The 15,238-nt window shown below is 62.6% G+C and carries 12 protein-coding genes; 7 read left to right on the forward strand and 5 right to left on the reverse strand.

Annotated elements, in window-relative coordinates:
- The first annotated feature begins 135 nt into the window (after positions 1–135).
- Both ABWU19_RS11140 and ABWU19_RS11145 read left to right on the forward strand, forming a co-directional pair.
- Positions 136–1,356 carry an alpha/beta hydrolase family protein gene (locus tag ABWU19_RS11140; protein ID WP_435901755.1) on the forward strand — a complete coding sequence of 407 codons (1,221 nt, stop codon included), beginning with the start codon at positions 136–138 and terminating at the stop codon, positions 1,354–1,356.
- Positions 1,357–1,621: 265 nt separating this feature from the next.
- Positions 1,622–1,960, forward strand: coding sequence for a hypothetical protein (locus tag ABWU19_RS11145; protein ID WP_435901756.1), 339 nt, complete (start codon positions 1,622–1,624; stop codon positions 1,958–1,960).
- Positions 1,961–2,934: 974 nt separating this feature from the next.
- Here ABWU19_RS11145 and ABWU19_RS11150 read toward each other — a convergent pair.
- From ABWU19_RS11150 to ABWU19_RS11160, 3 genes are read right to left on the reverse strand one after another with little or no spacing between them, the layout of a single operon-like run.
- Positions 2,935–3,618, reverse strand: a complete 684-nt coding sequence (locus tag ABWU19_RS11150) for a HEAT repeat domain-containing protein (protein WP_435901757.1) — start codon at positions 3,616–3,618, stop codon at positions 2,935–2,937.
- A 3-nt stretch (positions 3,619–3,621) separates the two neighbouring features.
- Positions 3,622–4,479 (reverse strand): hypothetical protein, encoded by an 858-nt coding sequence (locus ABWU19_RS11155; RefSeq protein ID WP_435901758.1) that lies wholly within the window; start codon positions 4,477–4,479, stop codon positions 3,622–3,624.
- Positions 4,476–6,026, reverse strand: a complete 1,551-nt coding sequence (locus tag ABWU19_RS11160) for a hypothetical protein (protein WP_435901759.1) — start codon at positions 6,024–6,026, stop codon at positions 4,476–4,478. The genes ABWU19_RS11155 and ABWU19_RS11160 overlap by 4 nt, the downstream gene beginning before the upstream one ends.
- Positions 6,027–6,369: 343 nt before the next feature.
- Here ABWU19_RS11160 and ABWU19_RS11165 point away from each other — a divergent pair, with 343 nt between their 5' ends.
- Together ABWU19_RS11165 and ABWU19_RS11170 are read left to right on the forward strand one after the other, a co-directional pair.
- The gene (locus ABWU19_RS11165; protein WP_435901760.1) at positions 6,370–7,851 is read left to right on the forward strand and encodes a hypothetical protein; all 1,482 of its coding nucleotides are present in this window, start codon (positions 6,370–6,372) and stop codon (positions 7,849–7,851) included.
- A 465-nt stretch (positions 7,852–8,316) separates the two neighbouring features.
- Positions 8,317–8,829 (forward strand): MogA/MoaB family molybdenum cofactor biosynthesis protein, encoded by a 513-nt coding sequence (locus ABWU19_RS11170; protein WP_435901761.1) that lies wholly within the window; start codon positions 8,317–8,319, stop codon positions 8,827–8,829.
- Here ABWU19_RS11170 and vapC read toward each other — a convergent pair whose 3' ends face one another.
- Both vapC and ABWU19_RS11180 read right to left on the reverse strand, forming a co-directional pair.
- Positions 8,830–9,228, reverse strand: coding sequence for a type II toxin-antitoxin system tRNA(fMet)-specific endonuclease VapC (gene vapC, locus ABWU19_RS11175; protein ID WP_435901762.1), 399 nt, complete (start codon positions 9,226–9,228; stop codon positions 8,830–8,832).
- Complete coding sequence (locus ABWU19_RS11180) at positions 9,225–9,470, reverse strand: antitoxin (RefSeq protein ID WP_435901763.1); 246 nt, start codon at positions 9,468–9,470, stop codon at positions 9,225–9,227. The genes vapC and ABWU19_RS11180 overlap by 4 nt, the downstream gene beginning before the upstream one ends.
- Before the next feature lie 85 nt (positions 9,471–9,555).
- Between ABWU19_RS11180 and mutS the strand changes: the two genes are divergently transcribed.
- The 3 genes from mutS (at position 9,556) to ABWU19_RS11195 (ending at position 15,108) form a co-directional block, all read left to right on the forward strand.
- On the forward strand, positions 9,556–12,105 hold the full coding sequence (gene mutS, locus ABWU19_RS11185; RefSeq protein ID WP_435901764.1) for a DNA mismatch repair protein MutS: 2,550 nt from the start codon (positions 9,556–9,558) through the stop codon (positions 12,103–12,105).
- The gene (gene mutL / locus ABWU19_RS11190) at positions 12,102–13,733 is read left to right on the forward strand and encodes a DNA mismatch repair endonuclease MutL (protein WP_435901765.1); all 1,632 of its coding nucleotides are present in this window, start codon (positions 12,102–12,104) and stop codon (positions 13,731–13,733) included. Before mutS ends, mutL begins: the two co-directional genes overlap by 4 nt.
- Positions 13,734–13,854: 121 nt before the next feature.
- Entirely contained in the window at positions 13,855–15,108 is a 1,254-nt protein-coding gene (locus tag ABWU19_RS11195; protein WP_435901766.1) for a sulfite oxidase, read from the forward strand.
- The last annotated feature ends 130 nt before the right edge of the window (positions 15,109–15,238 follow it).

Here is a 15,238-nt window from a genome sequence, read left to right on the forward strand (position 1 = left end):
GGAGCGGCCTGCTTTTGCCTACTCGGGGTTTTGTCGTGTACTTAGCCCCCCCCTGTAAAAGGGTTCTGCCGCGCTTGCGGAAGATTCGCTGACAGGGGTCGTCTTCTTGATTCAAGCCTGAGGAGAGAGGGTCAGATGAATAAAGAGAAGCTTTGGCAACGGAGCAGGCAAAAAATCCGTTTTCAGAATGAAGACATGGATTCCTACTTTGCTTGGATTCTCGCACATCAAAGCGAAGGAGGTTCGGCATTCGGTGAGTGTTTCTATGCCGCCTCTCAGGTCCAAGACGGAGACCCGGAGAGCTGGTATGCAGCGTGGACAGAAGTTGCCGGTCGCGTCGAAAACCTGGCAACCCAAGCACTGGGAAAAGGCCATGCTGTAAGCGCGCGCGAAACATACCTGCGCGCCTTCACGTACCACCAAATGGCCGCCATTTTTCTACGTCCGAGCGACCCGCGACTGCGCGAGACCTGGCAAAAGGCGCAGCGGTGCTTCCGGCAAGCAGCGGTTCAATTCAGCCCGCCCATTGAGCCGATCCAGATTCCGTTCGAAGGCAAATCCTTGCCTGGCTACTTCTTGCGCGGGGATTTCGGAACCCGTAAGACCCCGACGCTGATCATGATAGGCGGTGGCGAGACCTGCGCGGAGGAGCTTTACTTTTGGGTGGGCCCGGCAGGAGTCCGCCGAGGGTATCACGTCCTGATGGTGGACCTGCCCGGCCAAGGAGGCACACCCTTTGATGGCCTGTTCTTCCGAACCGATTCTGAAGTGCCAATCAAGGCCGTTGTAGATTACGCTCTTACCCGACCAGAGGTAGACCCGGAACGGTTGGGGTTGTTTGGTATAAGCGGCGGCGGCTACATGGTATCCCGTGCGGTTTCGTTTGAGAAACGCATCAAAGCCTGCGCAGCCAGCGCACCGATTATCGATGTTCACCGCCTTGCAATGGCAGAAGTCCCCCCAGCGCTTCACAAAGCTCCGCCCTTCGTCCGAGACACGCTCGTGAAATTGGCGGGTCTACAAAGCCCGCTGCCCGTAATCGCGATGGAGAAGTTCTGTTGGCAAGCCGGGGTGAGCAGGGCATCTGAAGCCCTGGAACTAGCGCGGAAGGCGAGAGTGGAAAGGATCGATGCAATTGCTTGTCCGGTATTGTGTATGGTGGGCGAAGGAGAATCGGAAGAGCAAATGGCTCAAGCCCGCGAGTTTTACAGCGCGCTCAAGTGTCCTAAAGAATTTCGTATTTTTACCGCTGCCGATGGTGCAGACGCACACTGCCAAATCAACAACCCAAACCTCATGCAGCAAGTTCTATTCGATTGGCTGGATGAAGTTTTCGGGTATAGAAAGGCGGGTTAGCCATTGGTTGGCAAACCTCGAGCCCCCCTTCCCGCCATAGAATATCCCCATGCCCTCGAACCTCTTCTTCGGCGGAACCATCCTCTCCCCCACCCTTGAAGGTTCGGCCTACACCCTCAGGCCCCTCGAGGCCAGGAAATCGGGCGCGCTGGTACCCTGAAGTTCAGGTCTGTACATGTTGTAGCACATCCAGGCTTATTTCTTCATTCACATACTGGACTTCCAAAGCGGCAAGCAGTAGCCTACGTGTAAGAAGGATGCAAGTATGATCGATCCAGAAAAGGTTCTTCACCCAAACGCGCGAATAAAGTCCCTGGAAGTCTTGCTGAAGGCAGGGGACACCAACGAACAGGGCGACTCCTACGCCGTAGCCCTGCTCAAGTGGGACGACGAGTACCGCCTGGCCATCCGCTGGAACGGCGACCCCAACAACCCGGAGGACAAAGGAGGCCCCACCAGTCGGGGTTATCCCACCTGGTTTGTCCTCCCCCGCGCCTTCCATCCCTGGATCCTGGCAGCCCTCTTCGACCACCCCGGGGTGGACATGCAGAGCCTTATCTGGGCCAGGGACAGGCTCCAGAAACAGGCTTTGAGGAATGATTAGGAGCTGGCGGGGCCAAACCGCCTCAGGCAGGGCATAGCCGTCAAGCGCCAAGCACACAAGTGTTCACATGTATCCATGCCCGGATGGTTGAGTAAACCGCCCTTGCCCACATGGACCTTGGAGCCTCAAGGGCAGATGATGTCTTTGCCCTCTCCGCATTTATCGGGGGGCCGCAGGAGGGATTTCCGCATTTCCCCAACGAAGTACTCCAGCGCATCGGGAAAGAGGGCTGGTTGGCTGTATGGACCTGTGTTCAACTTCCCCTCGTTAGTTATATAGAAAAACTCGAAGAAGGATCGCCATGGCTTAGGCGGCACCGGAAAGCTACTCGGTAGGCCAGTAGTCCCCAAGTAATCCAGCCAAAGTACCTTAAATTTCACCATTATGGGCGTCCAGCAACCCGTAGCCGTCCAGCCCAGGTACCTATAGCCCCAGACCTTCTTGATCTCGGCTAGAAAAGCGATTCCAATTCCAGAGCTTTTGTGTTTGCGTTTGGGGGTTATGTTGGCAACCCAGCGGTGGGTGGCAGGGGCGAGCCCCGACAAGCCCGTGACGCTAGCCGCAATATTTAGGAGATCCCCTTCGCTGAGGTGCCACTTTTGTGCGGGGGCACTCACACTGGGCGGAATGGGCCAACCCTGAGGGTCCACGTAAGGCACGGGAGTACCGGAACTGGTGGGAGTAAGTGTGCCCAAGGGCCCCACCACGCTGATAATATTACTGTCTTTGAGAATCTTATTTAAGGTGCAACGTGCTCTGAGCGTGTACGTACCTTTAGAAATATCGTAGATACCGGCTGGCATTTTCCTTCTCCTTTCCCGACTCGGTCTCTAGAGTCCCTGGTGAGCTGGGTTTGAGAAAAAGTAGCATATCTCCAGCCACCTCTGGAAGCCCCTTTGGGGCCTGGTGGTCGGCATACTTGTCCAGGTAAGCCTTTTGGAAACCGTAGACCAGCGGGCATAAACCCCACCGCCTCACCCCAGGGGCCTGTCCAGCCCAACCTCCCTGGCCCGCGCCAGAATCGCTCGAGCTACCCGGTGCTTGCGGGCCAGGCCCAGGGCCTTTAGGGACTGGGCCGCAGCCAGCCGGACCCGCCACTCGGGGTCGTTGAGGGCCGCTACCAGGATGGCCTCCGCCTCCCGCGCCAAGCGGCCTGTGTCCGCCAGGGCCTCTGCGGCGAAAGCGCGAACCCAGGGGTCCTCCCGGCGCAGGAGCTCCCCCAGGAGGTCCAGGGCCCTGGCCGCCTCCTTGGGGTCGGGGTGATTCCGGACCGCCTGCCCCAAGGCCAGGGCCATGAGCCTGAGAAAGCGGGCGGAGAAGAGGCCGGGCCCGGGGGGGAAGTGTGGGACGGCCCGCATCCAGCCCAGGGGGTGTCTCCAGGCGTGCCCATACACGCTCCTCCAGAAGCCCTCGAGGTTCCCCCAGGCCTTTTGCCAGTCCGTGCCCTCGAGGAGGGCCTTGGGTTCGGCGAAGAGGGCCAGGTGCTCGAGGTAGACCCAGGCCATGCCCGGCCCCTCCTCCAGGAGGCGCCCCCCCAGGCCCACGGGCGAGCCCTGGTGCAGAAGGTCCGCCAGGGCCGCAAGGGCTCCCGGATGGGCCCTCCCTATGTGCACCTCAGCCCACACGTCCTTGGCCAACTTTCCCCGTAAGTTTTCCACGGTCTACCTCCAATGGGCCACGCGCTCCAGCAGGCGGTCGGCCAGCTGCACAAAGTAGGCGGGATCCCTCCCCAGGGCCTTGTGATCCCTCCACATGGCCAGGCGGACCCGGGGAAGCTCTTCCCTAGGGGTGATGAAGTCCCAATCGGACAAAAGAGGGCCCTCCAGGTGGCGGTAGGCCCGGTACTCCAGCGGCTGGTGAGCCATGAGCTTCGTCACCCACTCCTTTTCGGCGGGGTCCCGGAAGGCCTGGGCCGCTATCCAGTTGGCCAGGGCCTCCTCCGTCACCCGCCCCCAGGTAGTGCCGTAGGGGTCGTGGGGCCCGGTGTCCATGAGGGCGTGGCCCAGCTCGTGGTAGTAAACGGTGTGAGTAGCCAGATCCACAGGTGCTCTTACTCCCCTGGCCCAGTCCTCGATCCGCTCGGGGCAGAGCGCGATGGTGGGGATCCCGGTTCCCAAGCGGGGGTGGACCCCTTTCAGGTAGACGCCCATGGCCTCAAAGACGCCGTCATGGAGCCGCACCTTCTCCAAGCGCCCTTTGGCCGCCTCCGGGTCCCAGGGGGCCACATCGCCCAGGAAGTCCGGGCGCCTCCCCAAGGCTTGCTCTTCGTCTAGATTTCTCCTGTAGATTGCCCTCAAAGCCCTCTCGTCCACGCACTTCCCGCGTTCAGGGGGGCAGATCCTGTCCATGGTCGCGGGAGCTACCAGGAAGACCGGGATGGCTTGTGCCGGTTTCAAGAGCTTTAGGGGCCGATCTGCCTTTTCCAGGGCCCTAAGCCTGGCCAGGACCCTGCGTTCCCCCAGGTAAGGCAGAAACGTTGGCCCCAGGCTGGAATCCACGTTCTTCACATTCGGCTTCACACCAGCTCCTCCCTTTGGTATTGGTTGGCCCTCCCGGCCACGGCGTGGGCCAGGGCCGCCGCGTCCTCTGGGGCGGGGGCGTTGCCGTGGCTGAGAACCTCCTCCACTTCCCAAAGGCCCCGCCTCCCCTGGCTGAGGCTGAAGGTGGCTACGCGTTTTTCTCCCCGGCGCACGCTGAAGAAACGGCGGCCTCCTTCGACCGTTTGGGCCCAGTTCTCGGCCCTGAGGCAGTTTCTCATGGCCCGTCCCTCCTCTTCCAGGGCCTCAGGGGTGAGGAGCTCGTGGGCCTCCAGGTCGCTCCAGACCATGGGGCCTGGGAGGAGGGGGGTGAGGGAGAGGAGCTTCCGGGCCAGGGCCACCAGGCCCAGCTTGCCCACCCCCTGGAAGGCTGTGGGTTCCTCCAGGGCCTTCCTCAGGAGGGGGGTAAGAAATGGCGAGGCCCTGCCGAAGTCGGCCTCGCGGAAGTAGGCCCGGATCACCTCCTGCAGGGCGCTCTTCTGTTCCGGGGAAAGGCGGGCATTCCCCAGGTTCCCGAGGCAATCCAGCAAGTAGCCCAGAGTCTTCTCCCTTCCGGCGGGGACTCCCGCCCGCCTGGCCCAAACCAGGGCGCGGGCCTCCCTGCCCTCACGGTCTTCTAGGAGCCTCTCCAAAACCTCTGCCTCCCCCAGGGCCAACTGGATATCTCTCTTCTTGAGCCCCTGGGCCTCGAGCCGACCATAAACCCGCCGAATGGTCCAGCGGTAGGCTTCCCAGGAGTGGAAGGCCTCGAGGGGAGCCCACTCGAGGAAGCCCGGATACTTGGCCTCTTCCTCCTGCCACCGCTCGGGGTCCAGGGCCCTCAACCGGTGCCGCAACAGGGCCCTGGCCGTGGCCCAGCTCCCGAAGGGCGACCCTCTGTGCGAGAGGCACTCCACCAGCGCCCCTGTGGCCCCCTTCACCTCCGGCTGGGCCAGGTGCTTCAGGAGGAGCCCGTTTAGGACTCGGAGGATCTGGGCCCGCTTTTCGCCAGTGTAGAGGAGCCAGGACCAGGCCTCGCCATGCTGGGCGCGGTAGCGGAGCAGAAGGAAGGCCTTGTGATAGATAAAGAGCTCCTCGAGCCTGCGATCCAGGCCACAGCAGTAGGCGAAGTGACCAAGGAACCCTTTTACCTTCTGCCCCAGGGGGTGGTGAAGATCCTCGGTAGGGGCATCCGGGACTTCGCTCGAGGCCATTTTGCGAACCAAACACCTGAACAGGGCGCCTCCAAGGGTGGGCCTGGGAAGGACCTCGAGGAAGTGGGCTCCGCGCAGGTAGGTTTGAGGGTCTTCATAGGGCAGGCGAAGCTCCCCCCAAAAGAAGTGAAGTCCTGCTTCGCCCGCCCCCCAGATGGCACGCTCGGACAGATAGCCCCGTGCCCAGCCCTCGAAGGCCTCGAGTTCCGCCTGAAGCGAAGGCTCATCCGGGGGAAGGATTCTAGGAAAGGGAGGAAGGGAAAGGTCAAGAGGCTGCAAGTAGAGGGCCCGTAAAACCGCTAGGAAGTCCTCGTTTGGGGGCTCGTAGTTGCTCATATTCACCTCTTCAAACGTTCTTCTTGAACCCATGGCTAACCTCCTTTGCGCCCTGGCGCAGGTGAAGGGAGTGACAGAAACTGCCGTATATGGCCTCCAACGTCTGTAGCAGAGTTGAAACCTCCTTTCCCCATTCCGCTGAACCCTGATCCTGAGCTTCATTTGAGCCTCTTGGATAACTCGATCGGGTTCAATCGTAGATATCCTCAGGTAAGTACAGTAATATGTCTATTGACATGTGGCAAGACATGTAGCAAAATATGTTTTGCGACTTTTGAACCCTTCGTACCCACACTTAGGACGCTTTGTAGATGCCCCGTGGATGGGGAACAGGAGTTTTGTTATGGAAAAGAAGGTGTCGTTTTTAGAGGCTTGGAACAGGGCGCTAAGTCTGGAAGTGGAGCGGCAGTATTTCAATCATTACCTGGGGAAAAACCTGACCCCCCTGGCCCTGGATGCCCAGCCCCCATCGTCCCAGGCCCTGGAGGCGGAACTGGAAGCCCTGGCCCGGGCCCTCACCCCGGAGCGCCTCTCCGGGGTCGTCCGTCTAGCCCCCGAGGGCCTCTACCTCTTCGAGGAGGCGGTGTCCCTTCGCTACCAGGACGCCTGGGGCTTCTGGCAGAAGAATATCCACATCAGCTACATCCGTTGGCACTTTATAGACCTGGAAAGTACCCTGGAAACCCTGGATCGCCTCTTCCCCCTGGACGATTGGTGGCCTGAAGGGCGGCGCCGCCGGCACCTGTCGCGCGAGCTGCTGCAGCACTACGCGGGCTACCTGAGCCTGACCCACACCCCCCAGGACCGGGGGGCCTGGGCCTGGCTGCTGGTCTTCGACTGGGAGCGGGTGGAGAAGGTGCTGGATCAGGCGATAGCAGCCTGGCTGGGCAACGAGGAGGCATCCCAGGTCTTCCGCGAGCTCTTCCAGCCATGGGAGGTGTTCCAGCACGTAGGGGGCCTGGCCAGCTTCCTCCACGCCCATCGGCTCATGGCCCTGGACCGGGAACGCTTCAAGAAGGAGTGGCGCCGCTACCCCGGGGCTCTCCTCCTCTTCCTGGGTTTCAGCCCCCTGGGCTGGGAGGCGTACCGGGAGTTTTTGCACCGTGGCTTCGCCATACTGCAAGCCCAGAAGTGGGAGAAAAAGACGGCCCGCTGGCTCCAGGCCTACCCGCCGCTCGCCGATGGGGATGCGCGCCTCTCACGGCTCCTCCTGGCAGCCGGCATCCTCCAGGAGCCCAAAAGGGGGATACCCTGGGTCTGGCGGTCGGGGAACCGGGAGCTGCTCCTGGACTTCCTGAACGAGCACCCCCAGCTCTCCCCGCCTCAGGAGGCAGCGGTGGTCGCGGTCCTGCGGGCCTGGAAGCACTCGTGGGAGAGGGCCGAGTTGGTGCTGGCCCTCCTTAAGATGGCGGTGCGGGAGCCCGGGCGCTTCTCCTCTCTCGGGAAGAACCTCGGGCTGGCGGCCCTGGCCCGGCGGGTCTTTGACAGGCCCAGGCCGCTCTTCCCCAGCCCCTTTTCCAACGGCCAACTGATAGCGGAGGAACTCCTCTCCCCCGAGGCCCTGGAGGAGGAGGGCAAGGCCATGCGGCACTGCCTTGGGGAGGTGAACTGGGGGTCTGTCCTGCTGGGTGAGGAGCGGTTCTTCAGCCTCCGCGACGGGGCGGGCCAGCGGGTGGCCACCCTGTGCCTGGAGCGGGTCAGCGGGGCCTGGAAGGTGGCGGAGCTAGAGGGTCCAGGTAACGCCAGGGTGACCGAGGAAGTGGTCGCCTTCGCCAAAGAGCTGGCCAGAGCGGCCGGAACCGGCGCTCTCCGGCCTGCGGTCTGAAGGGGACAGCGCGCCCTTGCGGCCAGGCGCATACGCGCCGCTTCGTTATAGATAAGTTCGGGCTGGGAGCAGCCACACATCCTCTTGGTCTGCCAGGGGTGATGTTGGCCACCAGGGCATCAGTGGAAGAGGCTCCCAGCCACCCCTTCACCGCACTTACAGGGAGGTCCCAGCAGAGCCCGGGGCTGGGGCGGGTGCCCCGGCAGAAGGAGCCCTTATAGCATCCTCCAGGGATAGGAGTGATGGGCCAGCCCTGGTAGTCAATGCAGCGGCCCCCTGCGGGAGTTGCACTTGGAGCAGCAAATGTTCCTAGAAAACTTGAGAAACTGTCAGTGTGAAACACATCAGCCGCCAGGGAAAAACACTTTTTTTTGTAGCTGGAACCGCCCCTTTCATATACACCAAACGGCGTGGGCTCCATCTGCCCCCACTTTTTACCGCGCCCCATCGGCGTAGAATTCAGGCATGTCCGAGAGTACCGACAAACACAAGGAGATTGCCAAAGCCAGGGGCCCGGTCAACATCGCCATCGTAACGGTTTCCGACACCCGCACCCTCGAGACCGATACCAACTACCACTACCTGAGGCCCGAAATTGAGGCGCTGGGGCACAAAATTGTGGGCTACCGCATCATCAAGGACGAGCCCGACCAGGTGGCCCAGGCCCTCGAGGAGATGGTGGGCGCTGGAGCGCAGATTATCCTGTTCAACGGCGGCACCGGCATTGCCCCGCGCGACACCACCTACGACGTGCTGGCCCGCAAGATCGAGAAGCCCATGCCGGGGTTCGGCGAACTGTTTCGCATGCTCTCCTACAGCGAGGTGGGGGCCGCGGCCATGCTCTCGCGGGCCACCGCGGGCACCTATCGCAAGAAGGTGGTGATCTCCACACCCGGCTCCCCCAACGCCGTCCAGGTAGCCTGGGAGAAGCTGATCAAGCCGGAGCTGGAGCACCTGGCCTGGGAAGTTGCGCGGTAGTCAGGAAGCCCAGTTTTCCAGCAGGAGACCCTCTACCCGGGCAAACTCCTTCAGGTTGTTGGTCACCAGAACCGCACCAAGGCTCAAGGCATGGGCCGCAATAAGGGTGTCGAGTGGACCAATGGGCGTCCCTTGCAGTTCGAGTTTCCGCCGCACTTCGCCGTACTTCCAGGCTGCCCTCGCATCAAACGGGAGCACGACCAGGGGACGCAAAAAAATCTCTAAAACCACCCGGTTCTTGCTCGAGCGCCCTTTACTGATGCCATAGGCCAGCTCCCCTACTGTAATGCTTGAAACCCCAACCACCCCCAGGGGAAGCTCAATCAGTTTTTCGAGTACACCAGGAGGGCGTCGATTAATGATGTAGATGCAGATGTTGGTGTCTAAAATATGCGTCACCACGAACGCTTATCCACCTTTTTGGGTTGATTGCGCCTGATTTTGAAGCCGGGCTCGAGCTCGCCCAAGCCCTGATACCAGGCTTCCCAGACCTGTGCTGCAGAGGCTTCCTTCGGGATTAGCAGCAGCGCCGCCCCCAGCTGCTCGATGTATACCTCGCCCTCGCTCAGGCGAAACGACTTGGGCAACCGCACCGCCTGGCTGTTGCCGCTTTTGAAAACTTTTGCCACTGCACGCGCCATAATTTGAGTATATACACAATGGTATATACTTACAAGCCCAAAAGCCCCAAGACAGCCGGGCCCTTTTTCGGTTACCATACCCATCATGACCCTCAAGGGCCAGGGGTCTGGGCCCCTACCACCTCTGCTCGAGCAGTACGTCGAACTGCGGGACGCCTATCCCGATTATCTGTTGCTGTTTCAGGTGGGCGACTTTTACGAGGCTTTTGGTGAGGATGCCGAGAGGCTCTCGAGGGCCCTGAATCTGACCCTGACCCATAAAACCGCCAAAGACTTCACCACCCCTATGGCGGGCATTCCGGTGCGCTCGGTGGATGTGCACCTGGAAAAACTGCTAAAACAGGGCTTCCGGGTGGCCGTGGCCGACCAGATGGAGCTAGCCGAGGAGGCCGATAAGCTGGTGCGCCGCGAGGTGACCCAACTGCTCACCCCCGGCACGGTCATGCGCGAGAACCTGCTGAAGCCGGAGGCCAACTACCTGGCCGCTATAAGCACCGGCGACGGCTACGGTCTGGCCTTGCTGGACATCTCCACCGGCGAGTTTCGCGGCAGCGTGCTCTACAGCAAGAGCGCCCTTTACGACGAGCTCTTTCGCTTTCGGCCCGCCGAGGTGCTGCTGGCTCCGGAGCTCTACCACAACCCCGCTTTCCTGCAGGATTTCCAGCGGCGCTTTCCGGTGATGCTGTCGGAAGAGGGCTTCCAGGGTGAAACAGGAAAAGCCGCCCTGCAGGCACAATTCGACCCGCTACCCGCCGGGCTGGAGCACCCCGCGCTGCTGCGTTCAGCAGGTGCGGTGCTGGCCTACGCCCTGCGGGTGCAGGAGAACGGGCTCCCCCAGGTGCGTAGCTTTGTGCGCTACGACCCCAGCGCCTTCATGCAGCTCAGCGAGGCCACGCTGCGCACCCTGGAGATTTACGAGCCCAGTTCGGTGGGCGACCAAAGCGGGGAACGCACCCTGCTGGGGGTACTGGGCCTGACCCGCACCGCACCCGGGCGGCGCTTGCTCAGGGCCTGGCTGCGGCATCCGCTGGTAGAGGAAGCCCCCCTGCAAGCCCGGCTGGATGCCGTGGAGGCGCTGGTGCGCGATGGGGTGCTGCGAAGCGAAATACGCAAGGTGCTCTACCGCATGCACGACCTCGAGCGCCTGGCGGCCCGCCTGTTGGCCGGACGGGCCAGCCCCCGCGACCTTTCGGCCTTGCAACGTAGCTTATCGCTGTTGCCCGAGCTGGCCGAGTTGCTGGCTGGGGCGGGGCCGCTTATGGTCCTATCCGAGCGCCTGCCCTACCCGGTTGCGATCACCGAACACATCGCCGCTGCCCTGGTGGAAGACCCGCCGCTCAAGATTACCGATGGCGGCCTGATCCGAGAGGGTTTCGACCCCGAGCTGGACGAGCTGCGCCAGCGGGCCGAGGAAGGGCGAACCTGGATAGCCCGCCTGGAAAGCGAAGCGCGCGACAAGACCGGCATACCCAACCTGAAGGTGGGCTACAACGCGGTGTTTGGGTACTACCTCGAGGTCACCCGCCCCCACTACAGCCTGGTGCCCAAAGACTGGCGGCCCCTGCAGACCCTCAAAGACCGCATGCGCTTCAGTACCCCAGAGCTCAAGGAGCAGGAGCGCAAAATCTTGCAAGCCGAAACCGAGGCCATCAAGCGTGAGTACGCGGTGTTCCTGGAGCTGCGCCAGCAGGTGGCCCAGGCCGCCGACGAGGTGCGCCAGGCGGCCCAGGTTCTGGCCGAACTGGACGTGTACGCCGCGCTGGCCGAGGCTGCGGTGGAGTATGGCTACAGCCGCCCCCGCTTCTCACACGAGGGCCATCTACACATTGTGGCCGGGCGCCATCCGGTGGTAGAGCGCAGCAATTCATTTATCCCCAACGACCTTGCCATGAGCCCCTCGGCCCGGCTACTGGTTCTGACCGGGCCCAACATGGCCGGCAAGTCGACCTACCTGAGGCAGACCGCCCTGATTGCCCTGCTGGCCCAGATTGGCTCCTTCGTGCCCGCCGAGTCGGCCACCCTGCCCCTCTTCGACCGCATCTACACCCGCATTGGCGCCTCGGACGACATCGCCGGGGGCCGCAGTACCTTTATGGTGGAGATGGAGGAGCTCGCCAGCATCCTGCAAGGCGCCACGCGCAAAAGCCTGGTGCTGCTGGACGAGATTGGGCGCGGCACCAGCACCTACGACGGCCTGGCGCTGGCCTGGGCGGCCTGCGAATACCTGCACGACCAGGTGGGGGCCTACACCCTCTTTGCCACCCACTACTTCGAACTCACCGCCCTTCCCGAGCGGATGGCTGCTGCCCGCAATGCCCACGTGGCGGCCAGGGAGGAGGCCGGGGGGCTGGTGTTTTACCACCAGGTGTTGCCGGGGCCCGCCAGCAAAAGCTACGGGCTGGAAGTGGCCCGGCTGGCCGGGCTACCCCGGGAGGTTTTGCAGCGGGCCAGAACCGTACTGGCTGGGCTGGAGGCAGGCCAGAAGGGGCTGTCCAGAGATCTGCTGGAAGAACTGCTCCAGCTCGACCTGGCCCGTACCAGTCCGCTCGAGGCCCTTTTGTTCTTGCGCAAACTGCAGGACCAGCTCAAAGGCCTTGCTCCCCTGGTCGAAGCGGATCGTGTTTCACAGGTATGATTCGCAAACTTCCCCCTGAGCTCGTCCGCGAAATTGCTGCGGGTGAGGTGGTCTCTGGCCCGGCCGACGTGGTGCGCGAACTGCTGGAAAACGCCCTGGACGCAAGCGCAACCCGCCTTGTGATCGAGCTGTGGGGCGGGGGCCTGGACAGGATCGTGGTGAGCGATAACGGAACGGGTATCCCCAAAGAAGAGCTGGCCCTGGCCCTGGAACACCACACCACCAGCAAGCTCACCGACCTGCACAACATCCGCACCCTGGGCTTTCGTGGGGAGGGGCTGTGGGCCATCCGGCAGGCCGCCCAGGTACGGCTGACCTCGAGGCCCCCCCAGCAGCTCGGTGGAGCCACCTTAACGGCCTTGCAAGACCAGGTAGAACTACACGAACACCCCGCCCCTGCCGGAACCCGGGTCGAGGTTACCGCCCTCTTCGGCCACCTACCGGCCCGCCGGAACGCGCTCGAGGCCCCCGCCGCCGAGGCCCGCAAGGTGGTGCACCTGGTCTCGCGCTACCTGCTGCACCGCCCGGAAATTGCCCTGCGGCTGGTGGTGGATGGTGAAGAGAAAATTGCCCACGCGGGTGGTGGATTTGGCGAGGCAGCCAAGCTGCTCTGGGGCTCGGTGGTCGCCAATCGGCTGTTGCCACTGAGCGAAAGCGATGGCTCTCTTAGGCTTTCGGGTCTGCTCTCGCGCCCGGAGCTATCGCGCCCTCGGCGGGACAGGTTGTTGCTTGCGCTGAACGACCGCCCGGTGGAGTGGCCCGAGCCCTTGCTACAGGCGGTGCTGGCCGCCTACAAGGAGCTTTTGCCCGCGGGCCAGTTTCCGCTGGGGGTGCTGAATCTGTCCATCCCTGCTGAACACCTGCTGATCAACACCTCGCCCGACAAGTCGAGGGTTAAGCTAATTCGCCCCGAACCCATTCTGGAATTTGTCACACAGGCAGTGCAGGGTCTGCTTTCGGCCCATCCCCTGGCCCGTGCCCTGCCCGAACCCACCCCCCTGACCGGCCCCGCACCGGTACAGCGGGCTAGCTTTCCCCGCTTGCGCTACCTGGGCAGCTTTCGGGGGCTATACCTGTTGGCCGAGGCGGGGGACGAGCTTTATGTGGTAGACCAGCACGCCGCCCACGAGCGCATCCTCTACGAGGAGCTGTCACGTCGCTACCGCGAGGAGCCCCCCCTCGAGCTCCCCCACCCCGAGCTGGTCTCGCTCTCGCTGGGGGAGGAGCTAAACTTTGCCGAGCGGGCGCAGGAGCTCGAGCAGGCCGGGCTGTGCCTGGAGCCCTTTGGCCCCGGCAAATACCGCATTCGCACCATTCCGGCTTTTTTGACGGGACACCCTGCGCTCATCCCCGAGGTGGTAAAGGGCAGCCTGGGAGCGCCCAATTTTGGCGAAGCCTGGCGCAATGTGCTGGCCCGGCTGGCCTGTTTGCCCGCCATCAAGGCCGGGCATCCGCTGACGGGCGCCTCGGCCCAGGCCCTGCTGGATACCCTGGCCGAATGCGCGCTGCCCTGGGTCTGCCCCCACGGGCGGCCCACGGTGCTGGTGATGAGCGAGCTCGAACTGGCCCGGCGCTTTGGGCGGCGCGGGGTGAGGGCGGTGGAGCGCTTTAGGGTGGAGAAAACATAGTGTTGTATACCCTAGTTGAGTATGTTTGTAATCCGTTGTAACATGACGCTGTCACAAAACACATAGGCCCAAACATCTCGTTAGCTGGCCCAGAGGGTCTTGTTTTGGGGAGGAGACTCGGATGAGCGAAAAAGAAAAAGCACTACTTCAGGCTGAAATGAACCGCCGCGCCTTCTTGAAGAAAAGCGCCGCAGCCGGTGCTGCCGTGGGCATGATGGGGCTGGGTATGGCCCAGCAACAGCCCACCGCCGACCAGGTGGTACGCGGCAAGAACCCCAGGCTGATTGTGCTATCGTCCCGTCCGGTGGTGCTGGAGTCTACCCTGGAACTATTGGGCTCCGAGCGCATCACCAGCAAGGCCAACCTCTTCATCCGCAACAACATCGACCTGCCCGGCCTCAACACCACCGAGCCCAACATCCAACCCGGCTGGGAAGTAGAGATCACCGGCCTGATCGACAAGCCGTTCAAGATCACGGTAGATGAGCTTTCCAAACTGCCCCAGACCGAAGTCACCAGCGTGTTGCAGTGCTCCGGCAATGGCCGTAGCTTCTTCAACCCCCGTCCTTCAGGCAACCCCTGGACCTACGGCGGGGTGGGGCATGTCACCTGGCGCGGGGTGCTGCTCAAGACCCTGCTCGAGGCCAAAGGCGTAAAACTCGATCCAAAAGCCCGCTTCATCACCATGAACGCCTCCACCCAGGGCGGGGCTGCACCCTACGAAAAGAGCTTCCCCATCAGCGTGATGGACTACAGCAGTGCCATGCTGGCTTTGGGTATGAACGGTGAACCGCTGCCGGCGGTGCACGGTGGGCCGGTGCGGCTGGTGGCAGCGGGTACCTTTGGTACGGCCAACGTCAAGTGGATTGCCAAGCTCGAGTTCACCGCTACCGAGAGCCCCGGCAACGAACAGGTTCCCCGCTACCGGGTTCCGGTGCTGCCTGGGGTGAACCTGCCCATCCTGCCCACCCAGCCCGGCAGCCGCTACAACTACACCCTGGAGAACTCCCGCCCGAACTGGATGGCCAACATCAACTCCTTCATCCTGTCGCCGCTGGCCGGAGCCAGCGTCAAAGGCCGCCTGGTAGAGATCCGTGGGGTAGCCTGGAACGACGGCCTGGCCCCCCTCGAAACCGTAGAGGTCTCGGTGAATGGTGGCACCTCCTGGCGCAAGGCCATCATCGAACGCGACCACGGCAAGTTTGGCTGGTATCAGTGGGTCTCGCCCCAGCTACTGGCCCCCGGCGAATACGAGGTGATGGCCCGCGCCACCGACGCGGTAGGCCGCACCCAGCCCATGAACGGCAACATCTGGTGGAACGAGCGCGGCTACGAGTGGAACGGGATTATGCGGGTCAAGTTCAGGGTAACCTGAAATCCCCCAAAGCCTGCTCTTTTGACCGGCGCCATATACCTCTGGGTGCCGGTCGTGCGTTAACTCAAAACTTGCAGTTATGCGCCCTGGGGATTCCTTATGCACCGGGACCACTTGAAAGGGGCTGCTG

The sequence above is a fragment of the Meiothermus cerbereus genome, assembly GCF_051297115.1.
GTDB classification, from domain to species: domain Bacteria; phylum Deinococcota; class Deinococci; order Deinococcales; family Thermaceae; genus Meiothermus; species Meiothermus cerbereus_A.